Consider the following 18,224-nt stretch of genomic DNA (forward strand, 5'->3'; position numbering starts at 1 on the left):
TTCGCTTCCCGGCATGGCAAACTCGAGGGCGTGCGTGAGGTGGGATTGTGGCGATAACCGTGTTGATCGCCGACGACCAGGCGATGGTGCGGCAGGGGTTCGGGGCGCTGCTGGCGGCGCAGCCCGATATCAGCGTGGTCGGGGACGCGGCGGACGGGAAAATCGCTGTGGCCGAAGCGAAGCGGCTGCGCCCGGATGTGGTGCTGATGGATGTGCGCATGCCGGAGATGAACGGACTGGACGCGGCGCGCGCGATCCTGTCGGCCGGATTCGAGCCGCCGGTGCGGGTGCTCATGCTCACCACCTTCGATATCGACGACTACGTCTACGAGGCGCTCACCATCGGGGCCAGCGGGTTCATGCTCAAGGACGCGCCCGCCGAGGAGCTGGTGCGCGCGGTGCGGGTGGTCGCCGCCGGTGACGCGCTGCTCGCGCCGACCGTGACGCGGCGGCTCATCGCCGATGTGACCAGCCGCCGGACCCGGCGGGCGCCGACGCCGCAGCTGGAGGTGCTCACCCCGCGCGAGCGCGAGGTGCTGGAACTGGTGGCGCGCGGCATGTCCAATGCCGAGATCGCCGAAAGTCTTTTCGTGGCGGAACAAACCGTGAAGACGCACGTGTCGAAGGTCTTCACCAAACTGAACCTGCGCGATCGGGCGCAGGCGGTGGTGCTGGCCTACGAATCCGGACTGGTGACCCCGGGCTGACCTGCCCCGACGACGTTTCGACGGGTAGGCTCACGGACTTGTACGTCACCGGAAGGGGGTCGAAAGACAGTGCTGAATAGCGGTGACGTGTTCGCCGGGTTCACCGTCGAACGGCTGCTCGGTCAGGGTGGAATGGGCTCGGTGTATCTGGCCCGGCATCCGCGCCTGGGCAAGTTGACGGCACTGAAGCTGCTGAATCGGGAACTGTACGCGGACAGGGAGATCCGCGCCCGGTTCGAACGCGAGGCGGATCTGGTCGCGCGGCTGGACCACCCCAATATCGTCGAGGTGTACGACCGGGGCACCGAGAACGACATGCTCTGGATCTCCATGCAGTACGTGGACGGTATCGACGCCGCCAGCGTGAATGTCGGGACCCTGCCGCCCGAGCGCGCGGTCCAGATCATCGAAGGCGTCGCCGACGCACTGGATTACGCGCACGGCATGGGTGTCCTGCATCGGGATGTGAAGCCCGCCAATATCATTCTGGCCCGCGCCGTCGGCGGTCACGGTGAACGCGTCTTCCTCACCGACTTCGGTATCGCTCGCCTGCGCGAGGACTCCACTCACCTCACCCAGGCCGGCATGTTCACCGCGACCCTGGCCTACGCCTCCCCGGAACAGATGACCGGCGCCCCCATCGACCCCACCACCGACCAGTACTCCCTGGCCTGCGCCCTCTACTGGCTCCTCATCGGCGCGGGCCCCTACGACTCCCCCCACCCCGCCGAACTCATCCGCGGCCACCTCCAACTCCTCCCACCCCCCGTGAGCCTGCGCCGCCCCGGCCTCTCCCCGGCCATGGACGCGGTCCTCACCAAGGCCATGGCCAAACGCCCCACCGACCGCTTTCCCACCTGCACCGCCTTCGCCAAGGCCGCTCGCCAGGCCCTCTCGGGTCCCCCCGCCCAACACCCCGCCCTCCAACAACAACTCCGCCCCACCTACCCCAATCCCCACGCCCCCCAACCCAACTACCCTGCCGCCCAGCCCTACCCGTCCCCCGGCTACCCGTCCCCTCCCCAGGGCTACCCCGCTCCGGCCCCCCAGCAGCCCTCGAACTACCCCGCCCCACCGCAACCCTCGGCCCAGCCACCTCAACAGCCCATCCCGGCCCCCGCACCGAATTACCCTGCGCCACAGCCGCAACCGATCGCCCCGGCTCCCTCCGGCTACCCCGCACCCCCACAACAACCTGCCGCGCCACAGCCGCCCGCGCAGGACCCGGATCGGGCCGGCTCGGGCCCCACCGCGCGCCCGTATCCCCAGGGCACAGAGGGCGTTCCGCCCATCTACCCCACGCCGCCCCAGCCCCCGTCCGCCGGTACGCCGCTGTATCCCGTGCCCCCGCAGCCGACTTGGCTCCCGCAGCGGCCATCCGGCGACACCGAGCGCATCAATTCCGGACCGACCGCCCGGCCGTATCCATCCACCCAAGAACCCGCCGCCAACTACCCTGCGCCGCAACCCCAATCCCCGCCCCATCCACGGGCCGGCGGTACTGTCGGACCGCAATCCGCCACTCCGGCACAGCAACAGCCGAACCCGGAAGCCGGGCACGTCGGATCCGCGCCGACGTATCGCCCGCCCGCATCGGAGATGGAGCAGGCTGGATCCGGCCCGACATACCGTCCGCAGCCCGCGGGCGTGCCGGACGACCCGTCGCGGCGGCCGACCGACATCGTGCCGCAGCCGGTTGTCTCGGCAGGGCAGCAGGAGGATTCGGCCGAGGGGCGCGCTCAGGTTCTGCCGCAGCCGGGTGGTGCCGCGATCGGCCGGGGGGCCGCCGAGGACGCCGCGCCTGGTGGAGCGGCTCGCAGTGGATCCGGGCACACCGGTGCCGTCACGCCGGCGAGCGCGGGAACCGAAGCCACGATGGAGGATTCGTCGGGCACGTCGGACGGCACGTCATCGGTACGGTCGGATATCGGGGAAACGGACGAAGCGGACTCGGCGGTGGAGCGAGGTCAGGGTGGCATGGTTGGCTCGCCCGGCTTCGAGGAGATGATCTCCGAGCCGATGACCGTGCTGGCACAGCCGATTGCGCAGCATGGCGCAGCGTCCGATGTGCGGCCGCAAGCCGCTGAGGCGCGGTCGGGAGACGCCGGGGCGGGCGGAGAGTCGGCAGGGGCCGCACAGGATGAATTGTCCGGGGAGGCCGCGGACACCGGTGGCGGTGCGGATGCTCACGCGGCCATGGCGAAGCCGGGAGCCGTTGTGCGGGGCGGAGAGTCGGCCGAGGACGCACCGGGCGTGGCTGCCGTGGGCGGCGCGGGTGCGGATGTCGTGGGGAACGGTCCCGGCACGGCCGGTGGTGCCGGCGGCGACGGGGAATCGGGTGGGGCTTCGAGGCATCCGGACTCGGGTGCCTTCGTGCCCGCGGGGGCGGTCGAGGTCGGTGATGGTGCGACGTCGGCCGAGGGTGTGGCGGAGTCCGGTGAGTCCGAGTCGGTTTCAGGCGACGCGTCCGATTGGGCGGCGCCGGGTGAGTCGGGTGTGGCGCCCGGGTCTGGCCAGCCGGCAGGGATGGGGATACCGGGCGCGGGCGGGGAGCCGGGGTACGGAGGTTATGGCGGGATGCCCGGTGGGCCGGGGTATGGCGGGCCTGGGCAGTTCGGGCCGAATCCGGTGGGGCCGGGGTTGATTCCGACGTCGCAGCGGGCGGAGGCTTCGCAGGTGACCGCGCTGGTGGTGTTGGGGCTGGCGGTGGCGGTGCTGGTGTTGATGGTCGTTGTCGCGGTGGTGGTGGTTTCGGGGTAGGGCGGGGGCGTCAGGTGCGGGGGTAGGGGGCTCGGGTGCCCAGCACCATTTGGCCCTTGTCGACCAGGATTTGGCGCGCGCGGCGGCGGACGAGGCAGTTGTCCACGGTGCAGAACTTGTGGATCTGCATGGCCTGGTGGGCCTGGGGTAGGCCCAGGTCGCCGGGGTCCATCGTGCAGTCGAAGAGATACATCATGGTGTCCACCGGGGCAGCGCAGGGGGCTGAACAGTTCGCGGTCCGGTGCTGGTGCTCGGCATGCGGCGCACTCGCGCCGGGCCTCAGGTCAGCCTAGCGAGAATCCTCGCGCACCACGACGGTATCGACCGCGTTGTCACGCCTGGTCAGGTTTCGGGGGAGGGGAGAGTGGGTGCGCCCGGCTCGGGGACGAGTGGGTCCAGAGATATCAGGGCTCCGGTTCTCACCGGGCGCGACTCCAGTCCAGCACCGTTTCGGCGAACCGACAATCGAACCCTCGGTGCGGTGGGAAACTTTCCGAAAGCTCCAGGTCAGCATTCATATCGCGTGGGAGCATCATTCGCAGTGACCGAAAACAGCCTTCGTGGGGGAGGATTCGATGTCCGAGCATGATTCGACTTTGCCGCGTCGTCAGCTGGGGCGATATCTGCGCGAAGGCCGGATGCAGTGCAATATGACGATTGCCGAGGCCGCGGCGCTGATGGAGTGGAGCGAGTCCAAGCTGCAGCGACTCGAAACCGGCAACGCGGAGAAGATCCGGGTGCTCGACGTCCGGGAACTGTGCCGCATCTACGACTTCGACGACGAGTTCAGCTCCGCCCTGAGCGGTCTCGCGCAACAAGCCAGCGTCAAGTCCTGGTGGCACGAATACGACGATCTGATCCCCGAGGGTTTCAATGTGTATGTGGGCCTGGAGGCTTCGGCCCGCGCCCTCATCTCCTACCAGCCGGAGATCATTCCGGGCCTGCTGCAGACCGCCGATTACGCCCGGGTGTTGATCAACGATTACTGGCCGGATGCTGCAAGCGACCAACTGGACCGCAGAGTGCAGTTGAAGATGCGTCGTCAAAGCCTCTTGACGCGCAAGCGAAGTCCCGCCTCCTTCGATGTCGTGGTGCACGAAACCGCATTACGTCGCGTTGTCGGCGGACCGCGCGTGATGGCCGCGCAACTGCGGCGCCTCGCGGACCTGTCGACTCTCCCGACGATCGCTGTGCGTGTACTACCCTTTGCGGCGGGCGTGCCGATCGGTCACACCGTCGGCCCGTTCGTGATCCTGGAATTCGGCCGGGACGCCGGCAACCGGCCCGTCGAACCCACGGTCGTCTACCTGGAGAACTTCCTCGGCGACCTCTATCTCGAGAAGCAGGCCGCGGTCGACCGGTACCGCGAGGCATACCAAGCGATTCAGCGCGCCGCGCTGGACGAGACGACCAGCAGAGACCTCCTCCGGAGGGCAGCTAAGGAGTACGCGACGTGACCGTCGATCCCGGCGTCCGGTGGTTCAAGAGCGTTCGCAGCACCGGCGCGAAGGAGTGCGTGGAAGTCGCCTTCCTATCCGGCGGTGTCGGAGTCAGGGACAGCAAGAACCCGGGTGGCCCGGCGCTGGTCTTCGCGCCGGCGGTCTGGGATCGCTTCACCGACGCCCTCGCCGAGGGACAGTTCGACTACTGAGGTTCAGGCCGCGCGGGCGGACCGCGCGGAGCCGAGGGTGATCGCGGCGGCGTTGGAGATGGCGTACGCGCTGATAGCGAAGGGCACCCAGGGGGAGTGATGGATGGCGATGAGCACGACGGTCGCCGCGGCCGGGGCGACCGCGCGCAGGACCGTCCAGTTCCGGATCAGGCTGCGCAGTGCGGGGAATCGGCCGGTGGTCCCGGTTGTCGCGCAATCCCTTTCGAACTCTTCGAACTCGAGGTTCTCGGAGATCGGTGCCGATGCGCTCGGAGCGACCACGGGACCTTCAGCTTTCTAACGGATGCCTTCGTGTCCTCACAGTAGAACCTGCCGGTCTGTGGGTGCAATTCCGTGGAAAACTACGGTCCGGTGATCACTCCGGGGCGTTCGTCAGGCCGTGCGGGCGGCACGCGCGGCGCGCACCGAATTCAGGGTGACGGCGGCGGCGTTCCAGATGGCGTACAGGCTCACCGAGTAGGGCACCCAGGTCGGGTGGCGCAGGGCGATCAGGACGATGGTGGCCAGGGCCAGCGCCACCGCGCGGACGGCGATGCCGTTGTGCAGCAGGCTGTTCAGGACCTGGACGCCGGCGTTCGGGCGCAGCGGGGAAGCGGTCTGGACTGCGTACATGATGACGTACCTTCTTCGAGTTCAAAGGGCTGTTTCGGGGCGGTGGACTACGCGGCGGGCCAGTCGTTCTCGGTCTCACCGACCTTGTTGACGTAGTTGGTGAGGGTCTGCAGCGCGACCAGCGCCACGATTTCGAGGACCTGCTCCTCGGTCCAGCCGGCGGCCAGCGCCTCGGCCGGGTCGGCCTTGCCGCGGGATTCGGTCAGCTCGCGGGCGAAGGCCACGGCGGCCGCCTCTTTCGCGTCCTCGGAGGTGCCCGCCTTGGCGGCCTCCACCTCGGCGTCACTGAGCTTGGCGACCCGCTTGCCGGTGAAGGTGTGCGCCGCGACGCAGTAGCCGCAGTCGTTGGCCGCGCCGACGGTGAGCGCGATCCGCTCGGAGGTGGCGGCCGGCAGCGTGCCCTTCTTCAGCGCGCCGGACAGCCCGAGGTAACCCTCCAGTACCACGGGCGCGTTGGCCATCACCTTGGTCATGTTCGGCACCCGGCCCATGCGCTTGCGCACCTCGTCCAACAGGGGGTCGGTCTCGATCGGAGTGATCATCTCTCTCAACTTTCTAACGGAAGATCATGTGTCTTGACGTTAGAACATCATGGCTAAGAAGCGCAATACCCGTTAGAATCTGGGGCATGGTCGATCCCTTGGCTCTCCGATTGGCGAACACCATCCGCGCCACCAGCCGTGGCCTGACCGACGCGTTCGCCACCCCCGAGTCGACGCGGGACTGGTTGCGGGCCAATGCCGCACACCTTCGCGTCTATCTGGATCTCGATGACTACCTGCCGAGCGAGGCCGATCGCACCGCCCTGGTGGACCTGCGCCAGAACGTCCGCTCGCTGTTCGCCGAATACGTTGCACCCCAGCCGCCCAGCTCCGCCGACGCGGCCGTGCTGCCGCCCTTCCCCGAGGCCCTGGCCGCCATCAACAACGCCACCGCCCCCTCCCAGCGCCTGCTCGGCTGGGGCCGCAACGGACCCCGCGCGGACGAGCGGCTGCTGACCGCCGACGACCTCGACACCGTCATGGCCGGCCTGGCCGACGCCACCATCGAGTTCTTCACCGGTCCGGTGGCATCGCAGATCCGCGTCTGCCCCGCGCCCCGCTGCGTGCGCTACTTCCTGAAATCCCATCCCCGCCAGGAATGGTGCTCGGTCGCCTGCGGCAATCGCGCCCGCGCGGCTCGCCACTACGCTCAGCACCGCGAGGACTGACGGGGCATCGCCATCGAGGATGACCCGGTGTCATCCCCGGGCCTCGAAAGCGGCTGCGACGGCGTCGACTTCAGGCCGATGCGCCGACGGCCTCCCGCGCCGGAGACTGCTTCCGTAGGACAGGACGCATGACCGGGAACGGGAGGCCGCGGTGAAAATCAAGGACAGCGAACGATTGTGGTGGACGGTCGGGGCCATCCTGACCATTCAGGGCTTCGGCTCGGGGATCACCGAAATGCTCTGGGGACACTCGTTCGGAGTGGCGGGCCTGGTCATTCACTACGGCGCCCCGATCTGGACATCCTGGGTGGTCGGGGCGCTCGGTGTGGCCGGAATCGGGTGGGCGATTCGCCTGGGGCGACTCGCTCAGCCGAAGAACGCGGCGGCTTCGCGGTAACGGTCCGCCGGAACCAGCTTGAGCTGCTTGGTGGCTTCCGACAGCGGGACCAGTTCGATGTCGTTGCCGTGCAGGGAAACCATCTGACCGAACTGCCCGGCGTGTACCGCCTCCGCGGCGTGGACGCCGAAGCGGGTGGCCAGTACTCGGTCGTAAGGCGTCGGGGTGCCGCCGCGCTGGACGTGGCCCAGCACGGTGACGCGAACTTCCTTGCCGATGCGGCGTTCGATCTCCGGGGCCAATTGCTGTGCCACACCGGTGAATCGGACATGCCCGAATTCGTCGATGCCGCCGTCGCGCAGGGACATGGACTTGGGGTCGGGTTGCGCGCCCTCGGCGACCACGCAGATGAAGTGCGAATCACCGCGCTGGAAGCGGCGTTTCACCATGGCGCAGAGCTCGTCCAGATCGAACGGCACCTCGGGCACCAGGGTCAGGTGCGCGCCGGAGGCGATGCCGGAGTTGATGGCGATCCAGCCCGCATGCCGGCCCATGACCTCGACCAGCATGACGCGCTGATGCGATTCGGCGGTGGTGTGCAGCCGGTCGATGGCCTCGGTGGCGATGGAGACCGCGGTGTCGTGGCCGAAGGTGGTATCGGTGCAGTCGATGTCGTTGTCGATGGTCTTGGGCACGCCCACCACGGGCACGCCCTCGTCGGCCAGCCAGGAGGCCGCGGTCAGCGTGCCCTCGCCGCCGATAGGGATGAGCGCGTCGATGCCGTTGTCGTCGAGGGTCTGCTTGATGCGGGGGAGTCCGGCGCGCAGCACATCCGGATTGGTGCGCGCGGTGCCGAGAATGGTGCCGCCCTTGGTGAGCAGGCGGTCGGTGCGGTCATTGTTGAGGATCTGGATCTTGCGATCCTCCAGTAGCCCGCGCCAGCCGTCCTGGAAGCCGACGATCGCATCCCCCCAGCGGCCGTTCGCGGTACGAACGACAGCACGGATCACGGCATTCAGGCCTGGGCAGTCTCCGCCTCCGGTCAAGACTCCGATGCGCATGGCCCCCATCTTGCCCTGAGATCGGTCATCGGTGGGCCCCGCCCCCGTGAACCGCAGGTTACGAGTCACTTGCCGGTCGGGCAGGTGCCGCCCTTCAACTCGTCGAGGTGTTCGGAGATGAGGTTGGCGATCTTGCCGAGTATGGCGGTGCCGTCGTCGAAGGAGCCGGAATTGGGCTGGGTGGCAATGACGATGGCGATCTGACCGCCGTCGACCGGGATCAGGCCGAGCTGACGGACCAGGTAGTTGCCGCTGGGGTCGGGGCCCCAGCCGCCCTTGAAGACCGCGCCCTCGAGGGTGCCCAGGCCCCAGCGTTGAGTGGAACTGATCTTGCCCATCAGCGAGGTGACGGCGTCGGACTGCGGCAGGCAGGGCAGTTTGGCGGTGAATTTCAGCTGATCGGACAGCGACCAGTCGGCCTGGCCGAAGGCGGAGTAATCGGCCCGGGTGCGGGCGGCGGGCACGGTGGTGTCGGGGTCGCCGCCCTCGCGTAGCACGTCCTGGACGGTCTGTGCGGCGACCTCGGGGCTGCCCAGGGACTGCCAGAGCGTGTCGGCCGCGGAGTTGTCGGAGTATTCGATGGCATTCACCGCCGCCACCTGATTGCCGGAACTCTTGCGCAGCGCCGCCAGGGTGAGCGGGACCTTCATGGTCGACCAGCCCGGGCCCGAGCTCCAGTCCCCGATCGCCACCACCTTGTCACCGCCGACGGGCAGCAGCGCCAGGCCCACCTTGCCGGGCAGCGTCGGCTCCAGGGTATTGACGAAATCCCAGGCCAGCGTGCCGGGTAGCGACATCACGGTGGCGGGGATCGTCGGTGTCGGCGCGGCCGCGTTCACGGTTGTCTTGTCCGGCACCAGAACCGGCTTGCTGGTGCATCCGGTCAGAACGCCCACCAGCAGGGCCAGCGCGCCACATCCCCGCGCGAACCGAGCTTTCACCCTGACAACCTCCATCTGCTCCGGGCGCCCGGTGCGTTCCCTGTTCCTAGCGGACACACCAACACCCGTCAATCGCAAGGATTGTTGTGGGTGGCGGCAGCGGGGGTCAAATGCGGTGGGTATGGGCGATTTTCGCGGGGATGTGCCCGATTCGGGGTGTGCGCCGGGTGTTTTGGCTGGTCACACCCCGAATCTCAATGGGAGCAGAGCCCGCCGCGTAGGTCGGGCAGATGGTCGCCGACCAGCAGCGCCAGCTTGTCCATCATGTCGGTGGCGTCGTCGAAGCTGCCCGAGTTGGGCTCGGCGGCCAACGCCACCGCGATCGGGCCGTTCAGCGTTGGGATCAGACCGAATTGGCGCACGGTGTACTTGCCGGTGTCGTCGTCGGGACCCCAGCCGCCCTTGAATTCCGCGCCGATCAACCGGCCCAGACCCCAGCTCTGGCTGGGCGTGATCTCACTCATGAGCGAGACCACGGAATTGGCGCGCGGCAGACACGGCAGCCGGGAGGCGAAATGCACCTGGTCGGCCAGTGACCATTCGGTCGCACCGAAGGCGAGCAGATCATCCGATTCCAGGGCGGCCAGTTTGGTGTGGCGCGCGGCGACATCGGTGGTGACGTCTCCGGCCTCGCGCAGCACCGCCTCGACCGCGTCGGCGGCCTGGCTGCCATTGCCCAGGGAGATCCAGAGCTCCTGTGCCGCATCGTTGTCGGAGTAGGTGATGGCGGCCTCGGCGGTGGAGCGCATGCCCTGGGGATCGTGGCGCAGCGCGGCCAGGGCCAGTGGCACCTTGATGGTGGACCAGGCGATGCCGTCCTTCCAATCGCCCAGCTGCACCATGTCGCCGCCGCCGACGGGCATGACGGCGAGGCCGACGCGGCCGTCCAAGGTGTTCTGCAGATCGGTGAAATCCGCGGCGAACTCAACGGATTTCGGCAGCGCGAAGATCTGGGGCAACCCCGCCGCGATCGGGCTCGGGGTCGGCAGCGTCGAGCTGTCGCCGACAGGCTTGATCTCGTCGGCCTGTGACGAAGCATGGTGTCCGGCAGCGAGATTGGCACCACACACGGAGACGGCCAGGGCAGCCGCCAAGGCCAGCCCGCGCGCAAACCCTCTGCGACAGGCCGGAGTTGGATCAGTAGACATACACCACCGCTTTATCGCCGCCGGCGCAGGTCACCAATTTGCCTGCGGCCGTGCAGTTCATCGTGTAAGACCGGCCGGTCACCGGACTCACTGCCACCACACTAACTTCCGAACCCGGCCGACCAGAAGTCGCGTCGGCATAGGCCCGGCGAACCTCTTCCGCGAAAGGACAACTCGTTCCCGAGTTTCCGATCGCGGAATTGGCGAATCCGCCGAGCGCCGCATACACCTGTGGACACGGCGTCGAACCCGCCGGCAGTTGCACCGTAGTGGGAGCCGTGGTGGTTACCGTCGGGTTCGCCGATTGCGAACGCGACGTGGTGGTACCCGGAACACCCTGTGCCGCCGTCGTTATGGGTGTTTCGTTGCCGGAGCGGTCGAGGACTTGCCAGCCCACCGCACCGGCGATGGCGGCCGCCGCGATCACCAGCACGCCGATCGCCACCGGCAGCGCCACCGACTTGCGCCGGCGCTGGCGCGAACGCGGCGGATCGTCGTAGACGACCGCGTGCTCCGAGGTCGGATACAGCGAATCGTCGGGGGCGGGCGCGTACGGGAAGTCCTGCTGCTGTGCCTGCGCGTGCCCCCACACCGCGCGCTCCTGCGCGTCGGCGGGAAGCGGGGTGTAGTGGAAGTCGCTGACCCGCACCCGGGTCGGGTCCGAGGGACGGATGACCGGGAGGTCGCCGGAGGGTTCCTCGGCGACCGGGAAGGCTCCGGTGATGTAGGCCGGGATCGAGCCGGTGGGCGTCACCAGCTGTGGATTCGGTTGCCGCACGGTCGGATCGGAGTTCCGAGCGGTCGGTTCATTGCTGGGCGGTGCGGCCGGCGTCCCACCCGGAAGAACCGTCGTCGGCGGCCCGAACGGCTGCTGCGCGGGCGACATGACCGTGGTCGGCGCACCCACGGGCGGACCGGGCGGCACGGTCCGGCCGGGCCGCGGCGGCATGCCCGGCGGCGGCGCGGCCTGCCCGCCCGCGAGCGCCATCCGTGCGGCACGGGCGAATTCACCCGCGGTGAAGAAGCGGGCGTTGGGATCCTTCGCCAACGCCTTCGCCACCACCCCGTCCAGCTGCGGCGGAATTCCGGCGCGCAGCATGCTCGTCAGCGGCGGCGGCTCCGACAGGTGCGCGCGCACCAGCCCGCTCATGTTCTGCGTCGGGAACGGCTTGTCACCGGTCAGGCATTCGTGCAACACGCAGCCCAGCGAGTAGATGTCGGCGCGCCCGGAGACCGGTCCGGCGTCGAAACGCTCGGGGGCCATGTAGGCGTAGGAGCCGATGGCCGTGCCGGTCATGGTGATCGTCGAGTCGCCCTCGGCGCGCGCGATGCCGAAATCGGCGAGATATGCGAAATCCGCATCAGTGACAAGGATGTTCGCGGGTTTGACGTCGCGGTGCACCAGACCCGAGTAGTGGGCCGCGTCCAGCGCGGCCGCGACCTGCTCGATGATCCCCATGACCCGCAGCGGCGGCAGCGGACCCAAGCGGTCCAGCAGCGAGCGCAGATCCTCCCCGCGCACCAGCCGCATATCGATGTAGAGCACACCGTCGATCTCGCCCCAGTCGTGGATGGGGATGATGTGCGGTTCCGCCAGTCGCGCCGCCGCCTGCGATTCGCGGCGGAAACGTTCCTGGTAGGCGGGATCTTTCGCGAGCTCTTCCGGCAGCAGTTTGAGTGCGACGACCCGATCCTTGGAGGTGTCGTAGGCCTCGTAGACCTCTCCCATGCCGCCCCTGCCCAGCAGCGAGCGCAACTCGTACGGCCCGAACCTGCTTCCGGCCCGCGATGGCGGTGCATCCACCCCGTCAAACCTCCAACTCTCGGGAGGGAAGCAGACGAGGACCCGCGACCCACCCCTCTAAGGGGTGGATTCTCCCGGTGCCACTACGCCGTGGTCAAACGCAAAGACGATGGCCGCCGCGCGGTCGCGTAACCCAAGCTTCCCGAAGATATGTCCCACATGGCTCTTCACCGTTACCTCCGAGATGCCCAATGTGGCCGCGATCTCAGCGTTGAGCCGTCCGCGGCCGATGAGTTCGAGCACCTCGAGCTCGCGAACGGTCAGCTCGGACAGGCGATTGCCGGTGGTCGGCGGCGTGGGACGCGCCGATCGGTAGGTCGTGAGGACACGCGGAGTAACGGTCGGGTCCAGCCACGAGCCGCCGGTGGCCACCGTGCGCACCGCGCGGATCAGATCCTCGGCGGGGGAGTCCTTGAGAATGAATCCGGCCGCGCCCGCCCGCAGCGCGCCGGACAGCAACTGGTCGTCGTCGAAAGTGGTGAGCACCAGGACCGGTGGGGTGTCGGCGACGGTGCGCAGGGTGCGGGTCGCCTCGATGCCGCCGATCCGTTTCATGCGCAGGTCCATCAGGACCACGTCCGGCTGGTTCGAGGCGACCGCGGCGGGCACCTCGTCGCCGTCGGCGCACTCGCTCACCGCGAAACCGTCGCGGCGGCGCAGGATTCGGCGCAGGCCGCCGCGCACCAGCTCCTGATCGTCGACGACGAGGACACTGATCAGCTCGTCGTCCGCGCGGTCGGTCACACACCCTCCTGGGGTCTATTGGTCATGGAGCTCAGCACGCTGCGCAGGCCATGCTCGGCCGCCGCGATGCAGGGGAGCTGACCGGTCGTCGGAATCCTGGCGCGCACCAGCCAGCCGTCGTCCTCGACGCCGGCGGTGAGCGTGCCGCCGAGTACCGCGAGCCGCTGGCGCATGCCCGAGATGCCCATGCCGCGTCCGGGCCGCGCGACCGCGCCGGTCGGCAGCGTATTGGTCACCGTCAGATCGATATGCCTGGCGTGCAACATGATTCGCACTTGTGCCTGCGCGCCGGGAGCGTGTTTGGCGATATTGGCGAGCGACTCCTGGCAGATTCGGTATACGGCCAGGCCCAGACCGGCCGAGACCTGCGCGGGATCGCCCGTCGTGCGGAAATCGATCGTCATGCCCGCACGCACGAAATCCGATACCAGATCCTGGATATCGTCCAGCCCAGGTTCGGGTCGCAGTGACGCCGGATGGCCGTCGAGCAGGCCGACCGTGCGGCGGATGTCGGCCATGGCCTGCCGGCCGAGCCGCTCGGCATCGGCGAGCGCGTCGACCGCCTCGTCCACATCACGGTCGGTCTGCAGGGCATGCCGGGCGGCGGTCACGTGCAGCAGGGTGACGCTCAACGAATGCGCGATGACGTCGTGCACCTCGCGTGCGATGCGCCGACGCTCCTCGCCCGCCGCTTGCAGCGCGCGGATGTGCTGGTAGTCGCGTTCCTGGTACAGGTAGCGGCGCTGATAGTTGAGCAGTTGGCCGGTGAACCAGCCGAACAGGATGCCCAACGAGAACCAGGTGAACGCCAGGCCGTCGACGTGCCCGATGGATCCGAAGAAAACGAGCTCGGCGAACATGGCCAGACCGACGGCCGTGCCGACCGCGGCGCGGGTGATGGCCGCGATCTCACCGGTGATGACGATCAGGACCAGCGGCGCGACATCCAACGGCACGGGCTGGATCAGGAACAGCGCGACCGCCACCATGGCCAGCGTCGCGAGCAGCACCGGACGCGGTGGGAAGTCGAAGATCACGCAGGGCGGCCCGGTCATGATGATGATGAGCAGCGCGGCCAGCGGCAGACCGCCCGGGAAATACCCGGCGGCCACGCGCTCGGCGTAGGCGATCGTCCCGATGGCGAACATCATCAGATCGACCAGCACGACCATCGACACGGGATAGTCGAACCCGCTGCTGTCCACCCAGCGCCGCAATTCCGCGAGCGGATCCCGCGCGAATCGGCGGGCCCGGACACCGGACTCCGACAGCCACTCCCGTAACTCCTGTCGCACCTGCCCGATCGTTTCAGGGGTGGCGCCGGTCACGTTCATTCTGCAAGGCTATCCGTCGAATATGACGGCGTACATCGTTCGACGGCAGGGGCTCGTCTCCTACCGGAGTAGGAGGCCAAGTCGCGTCCGCGGCACGAAGACAGGGCTATCGGGGCGATCGTAGGTTTGGGACAACGGCACAAGCGCTCGCCACGAGACAGGGCGCAGCCACACCGAAGTTGAATCCAACGAAAGGTTGGGGCCAATGTCCTGGGCCGATTTTCACGCTCGCACCGACATCCTGCACGCCGTCCTCGATCGGGCGGCCCGCAGTGACTTTGAACTGAATCCCGCCGACCCCAAGCTTTTCGACAATCTCCCGGGTCTGGAAGAGCTGTTCGGCGGGGTGACCGGAGTGCTGCTCGCGCTCCGCAATCGCTGGGAGAACCACCTCAACGTCAAACTGGAAGACGCACTGGCACAGGGCAAATCGGTGCAGCAGGTCTGGCAGGAACTCGCCACCGAACAACCCGCGCTACGCGCCGTCCTCGACACCTACGACACCGATCAACTGTATCCGCGCCATCCGCGGGCGCGAGCGATGGCCAGCTGACTCGTACCGGCTGGCATCGATCTAGAGGGGAACAGACCATGCTGGAATTGACCGACGTCACCAAGCAATATCGGGTGGGCGAACAGACCGTGCGCGCCCTGGACGGGATCAGCCTGCGCATCGAGGCGGGGGAGTTCACCGCCATCGTGGGGCCCTCCGGTTCGGGCAAGAGCACGCTGCTGCATCTGCTCGGCGCCTTGGATTCCCCGGATTCGGGGTCGATTCGATTCCAGGACAAGGAGATCGGTGATCTGGACGACGACCGCCAATCCGAATTCCGCAGGCACCAGGTCGGTTTCGTCTTCCAGTTCTTCAACCTGCTCCCCACGCTGACCGCCTGGGAGAACGTGGCCATCCCGCGGCTGCTGGACGGCACCGGATTGAAGAAGGCCAAGCCGCGCGCACTGGAGCTGCTGGAGCTGGTCGGGCTCGGGCAGCGCGCCGAACACCGGCCCGCCGAGCTGTCCGGCGGTCAGATGCAGCGCGTGGCGGTGGCCCGCGCGCTGATCATGGATCCACCGCTGATTCTGGCCGACGAGCCCACCGGCAACCTGGATTCCAAGACCGGCGCCTCGATCCTGCAGCTGCTCGCCGACATCACCGAGCAGGGCAACTCGGTGGTCATGGTCACCCACGACATGGGCGCGGTGCGCTACTGCGACCGGGTGATCAACCTGCGTGACGGGCAGATCGGTTCCATCGATCGGGTGGAGCGCGCCGACGACGGTCGGATCCGCACCGTCCCGGCCGAACTCAGCGAATCGGTGCCCGAACAGGACTCCGAGGACGCGGCGAACTCCGAGAGCGCCGACGACGCCGGGGCGGTGCGCGCGTGATCGGAGCGGTATGGGATCGACTGCGGCTGTTCAATATCGGTGAGCTGCTCGCGCACCGGAGCCGCACGATCATGTCGATGCTGGTCATGGCCGTCTCGGCGAGTCTGCTGGTGTCGGTGTTCAGCATCTCCGGATCGATCACCGGATCGGTGGACAAGCTCACCCACAGCCTCGGCGGCAAGGCCGCGCTGGAGATCAGCGGCGTCACCGACGCGGGCTTCGATCAGTCTCTGCTGCAGGACATCCGGGCCGTCGCGGGCGTCGGCACGGCGGTGCCCATGCTGCGGCAGGCGATCGGAGCCGATGACAATCGGGCATTGCTGATCGGCGCGGACCAGACCGTGACCCAGCTGGGCAGCGATATCGGCGGGACGCTGAAAGATCAAGCGGCCAAGCTGCTCACAGTGTCCAACGGCGTGCTCGTCGGGTCCGCCATGGGGCATCGGGAGGGGGACAAGTTCCAGCTCGGCACCGTGACAGCGACCGTCGCGGGCGTCATCGACGACGCCACCGCCGCCAAGCTGAACGGCGGTCACATCGCCATCGCGCTACTGCCGATCGCCCAGAAGATCACCGACCGGGCCGGCCGCCTGGATTCGGTGCAGATCATCGCCGCACCGAATGCCGATGTGGACCAACTGCGTTCGGATCTCACCAAGGCGGTGGCGGGCCGGGCCGTGGTCGCCGATCCGCAGTTGCGGACCGCGCAGGCCAGCGGCGCGGTCATGCTGGTGCGGTACTCCACGCTGGCCTCCTCGGCCGCGGCGCTCATCGTGTCCGCGTTCCTCATCTACAACGCCATGAGCATGGCGGTGGCGCAACGGCGTCCGACGCTGTCGCTGCTGCGGGCCATGGGCGGCAAGCGCGCACCCATGGTGCGCGATCTGATCGTCGAGGCCGCACTGCTCGGCCTGCTCGGCGGCATCATCGGGTCGATTCTCGGAATCGGCATGGGCCGCAGCGCGATTCGCCAGCTGCCCGCCGCGATCGTCAACTCGGTCGAATCTCGCACCGAGTACGAGGTGCCCGGCTACGCCATCCCGGTGGCGATCCTGGCCTGCGTGCTGGCCAGCGTGCTGGCGGCGTCGATCGCCGCGCGGCAGGTGTACAAGGTCGCCCCCATCGAGGCGCTGGCCCCGATCGGCGTCGGCGCGGCCGATGTCGTGAAGCCGTGGCTGCGCTGGGCGGCGGGGGCGCTGGGGCTGATCACGGTGGTCGGCGCCGCGATCATCGCCAAGGCCGATCTGGGGCGGGTCTCCATCGTCTCGATCTCGACGGCCATCGCCGGTTCGGTCCTGTTGTGTTTCGCCGCAACCGATCCCATCGTGCGCGCGGTCGCCGCGGTGGCCCGGCTGTTCGGTGCGCCCGGCGCACTCGGCGCGACGACCATCGAACGGGCCCCGCGCCGGGTGTGGGCCACCGTCATGACGGTCATGATCGGCGTGACCGCCATCGTGGCCATCGGCAATGCCAGCCGGAATATGGTGTCCGCCGCCACCGACAGCTTCGAGGGTCTGGCCCGCACCGACGTGTTCGTCAGCCCGACCGCCATGGAGCAGTTCCCCACCGGTCCGGCGCTACCCGCGGATCTGAAGGAGAAGCTCAGCGCGATCCCCGGTGTCGGCGCTGTCGGGTCGGCCCAGATGGCCTTCTCGACCCTGGGCCAGGGGCGGGTCATGCTGCAGGCGTTCGAGAACGGGCTCGCGGGCACCGCGTCGCTGGACAGCGTGAGCCAGGCCGATCGGGCGCGCATGGCGACGGGCGAGGGCGTCGTCATCTCCCGTGACGTGGCGCGCACGCTGGGCGTGCACGAGGGCTCGGACCTGACCCTGCCGACCCCGACCGGGGAACACCACGTGGCGGTGCTGCAGGTCGTGCCGTACTTCTCGGCCATCGCGGGTGTGGTCATGCTCGATCTCGACATCATGCGCCAGTGGTACGAGCGGCCCGGCGAAACCATCCTCGGCATCCAATTCGCGCCCGGCGCCGATCATGCCGCGGTGATGGCGGCCATTCGCGCCGCCGTCCCCGCCGACATTCACGTCAGCACCGGACGCGATGCCGTGACCGCGATTTCGACCAGCGTCCGGCAGGGCACCTCGATCAGCTCCGCCATCCTCTGGATCGTGGTGCTGGTGTCGGCCGTCGCACTGCTCAACACCCTGATGCTGTCGGTGCTGGACCGCCGCCGCGAACTCGGAGTGCTGCGAGCCATGGGCACCAGCCGCCGCTTCCTGCTGCGGACCGTGCTCACCGAGGCCGCCGGCATCGGAGTGACCGGCGCCGCACTGGGACTCGGGATCGGGTCGGCCGTGCACTACCTGGGCACCTTCGCGCTCGGGCATGCCATCGCCATGGACATCGCCTATCACCCCAGCCCGCTGCTGGTGGCCAACGCGGTCCTCGCGCTCGGACTGTCCCTGCTCGGAGCCATTCCACCGGCGCTGCGCGCGGCCCGGCTGCCCATCGTGGAGGCCATCGCCATCGACTGAGGAGCGAGTAAAT

General features: G+C 68.4%; 19 protein-coding genes. 9 read left to right on the top strand and 10 right to left on the bottom strand.

Going from position 1 to position 18,224, the window contains the following annotated elements:
- Nucleotides 1–47: 47 nt before the first annotated feature.
- The gene (locus GPX89_RS04070; RefSeq protein ID WP_328601486.1) at nt 48–707 is read left to right on the top strand and encodes a response regulator transcription factor; all 660 of its coding nucleotides are present in this window, start codon (nt 48–50) and stop codon (nt 705–707) included.
- A 69-nt stretch (nt 708–776) separates the two neighbouring features.
- Nucleotides 777–3,467 (top strand): serine/threonine-protein kinase, encoded by a 2,691-nt coding sequence (locus tag GPX89_RS44290; RefSeq protein ID WP_328601487.1) that lies wholly within the window; start codon nt 777–779, stop codon nt 3,465–3,467.
- Nucleotides 3,468–3,477: 10 nt separating this feature from the next.
- On the opposite strand, the gene GPX89_RS04080 is transcribed toward GPX89_RS44290, so the two are convergent.
- On the bottom strand, nt 3,478–3,672 hold the full coding sequence (locus tag GPX89_RS04080; protein ID WP_157355212.1) for a hypothetical protein: 195 nt from the start codon (nt 3,670–3,672) through the stop codon (nt 3,478–3,480).
- A 370-nt stretch (nt 3,673–4,042) separates the two neighbouring features.
- On the opposite strand from GPX89_RS04080, the gene GPX89_RS04085 reads away from it, so the two are divergent.
- Nucleotides 4,043–4,924 carry a helix-turn-helix domain-containing protein gene (locus GPX89_RS04085; protein WP_157355213.1) on the top strand — a complete coding sequence of 294 codons (882 nt, stop codon included), beginning with the start codon at nt 4,043–4,045 and terminating at the stop codon, nt 4,922–4,924.
- A complete protein-coding gene (locus GPX89_RS04090) occupies nt 4,921–5,118 on the top strand; it encodes a DUF397 domain-containing protein (RefSeq protein ID WP_328601488.1) in 198 nt (65 codons plus the stop codon). Before GPX89_RS04085 ends, GPX89_RS04090 begins: the two co-directional genes overlap by 4 nt.
- 3 nt (nt 5,119–5,121) lie before the next feature.
- Here GPX89_RS04090 and GPX89_RS04095 read toward each other — a convergent pair whose 3' ends face one another.
- The 3 genes from GPX89_RS04095 to GPX89_RS04105 form a co-directional block, all read right to left on the bottom strand.
- Complete coding sequence (locus GPX89_RS04095; RefSeq protein ID WP_157355214.1) at nt 5,122–5,400, bottom strand: hypothetical protein; 279 nt, start codon at nt 5,398–5,400, stop codon at nt 5,122–5,124.
- A gap of 111 nt (nt 5,401–5,511) precedes the next feature.
- Entirely contained in the window at nt 5,512–5,751 is a 240-nt protein-coding gene (locus GPX89_RS04100; RefSeq protein WP_157355215.1) for a hypothetical protein, read from the bottom strand.
- Nucleotides 5,752–5,798: 47 nt separating this feature from the next.
- Nucleotides 5,799–6,293, bottom strand: a complete 495-nt coding sequence (locus GPX89_RS04105) for a carboxymuconolactone decarboxylase family protein (protein ID WP_157355216.1) — start codon at nt 6,291–6,293, stop codon at nt 5,799–5,801.
- 86 nt (nt 6,294–6,379) lie between these two features.
- Here GPX89_RS04105 and GPX89_RS04110 point away from each other — a divergent pair, with 86 nt between their 5' ends.
- Nucleotides 6,380–6,961, top strand: a complete 582-nt coding sequence (locus GPX89_RS04110; RefSeq protein ID WP_198347251.1) for a CGNR zinc finger domain-containing protein — start codon at nt 6,380–6,382, stop codon at nt 6,959–6,961.
- Between the two features lie 151 nt (nt 6,962–7,112).
- The gene (locus GPX89_RS04115) at nt 7,113–7,358 is read left to right on the top strand and encodes a hypothetical protein (RefSeq protein WP_198347252.1); all 246 of its coding nucleotides are present in this window, start codon (nt 7,113–7,115) and stop codon (nt 7,356–7,358) included.
- Here GPX89_RS04115 and GPX89_RS04120 read toward each other — a convergent pair.
- The 6 genes from GPX89_RS04120 to GPX89_RS04145 form a co-directional block, all read right to left on the bottom strand.
- On the bottom strand, nt 7,328–8,359 hold the full coding sequence (locus tag GPX89_RS04120; RefSeq protein WP_157355218.1) for an ATP-dependent 6-phosphofructokinase: 1,032 nt from the start codon (nt 8,357–8,359) through the stop codon (nt 7,328–7,330). The two genes, GPX89_RS04115 and GPX89_RS04120, sit on opposite strands and share 31 nt — an antisense overlap.
- A 65-nt stretch (nt 8,360–8,424) precedes the next feature.
- On the bottom strand, nt 8,425–9,300 hold the full coding sequence (locus GPX89_RS04125; protein ID WP_328601489.1) for a serine hydrolase: 876 nt from the start codon (nt 9,298–9,300) through the stop codon (nt 8,425–8,427).
- 194 nt (nt 9,301–9,494) lie between these two features.
- Nucleotides 9,495–10,448, bottom strand: a complete 954-nt coding sequence (locus tag GPX89_RS04130) for a serine hydrolase (RefSeq protein ID WP_157355220.1) — start codon at nt 10,446–10,448, stop codon at nt 9,495–9,497.
- Nucleotides 10,438–12,252 (bottom strand): serine/threonine-protein kinase, encoded by a 1,815-nt coding sequence (locus GPX89_RS44295; protein WP_328601490.1) that lies wholly within the window; start codon nt 12,250–12,252, stop codon nt 10,438–10,440. The genes GPX89_RS04130 and GPX89_RS44295 overlap by 11 nt, the downstream gene beginning before the upstream one ends.
- A gap of 57 nt (nt 12,253–12,309) precedes the next feature.
- Nucleotides 12,310–12,996: a response regulator transcription factor gene (locus GPX89_RS04140; protein ID WP_328601491.1), complete on the bottom strand. Its 687-nt coding sequence runs from the start codon at nt 12,994–12,996 to the stop codon at nt 12,310–12,312.
- Nucleotides 12,993–14,330 carry a sensor histidine kinase gene (locus GPX89_RS04145; protein ID WP_157355221.1) on the bottom strand — a complete coding sequence of 446 codons (1,338 nt, stop codon included), beginning with the start codon at nt 14,328–14,330 and terminating at the stop codon, nt 12,993–12,995. Before GPX89_RS04145 ends, GPX89_RS04140 begins: the two co-directional genes overlap by 4 nt.
- 205 nt (nt 14,331–14,535) lie before the next feature.
- On the opposite strand from GPX89_RS04145, the gene GPX89_RS04150 reads away from it, so the two are divergent.
- The 3 genes from GPX89_RS04150 to GPX89_RS04160 are packed head-to-tail and all read left to right on the top strand — an operon-like array spanning nt 14,536 to nt 18,211.
- Complete coding sequence (locus tag GPX89_RS04150; RefSeq protein ID WP_157355222.1) at nt 14,536–14,883, top strand: hypothetical protein; 348 nt, start codon at nt 14,536–14,538, stop codon at nt 14,881–14,883.
- Nucleotides 14,884–14,921: 38 nt separating this feature from the next.
- Nucleotides 14,922–15,719, top strand: a complete 798-nt coding sequence (locus tag GPX89_RS04155) for an ABC transporter ATP-binding protein (protein ID WP_157355223.1) — start codon at nt 14,922–14,924, stop codon at nt 15,717–15,719.
- A complete protein-coding gene (locus GPX89_RS04160) occupies nt 15,716–18,211 on the top strand; it encodes an FtsX-like permease family protein (RefSeq protein ID WP_328601492.1) in 2,496 nt (831 codons plus the stop codon). Before GPX89_RS04155 ends, GPX89_RS04160 begins: the two co-directional genes overlap by 4 nt.
- Nucleotides 18,212–18,224: the final 13 nt, after the last annotated feature.

It is taken from the genome of Nocardia terrae, from assembly GCF_009760405.1.
Classification (GTDB): domain Bacteria; phylum Actinomycetota; class Actinomycetes; order Mycobacteriales; family Mycobacteriaceae; genus Nocardia; species Nocardia terrae.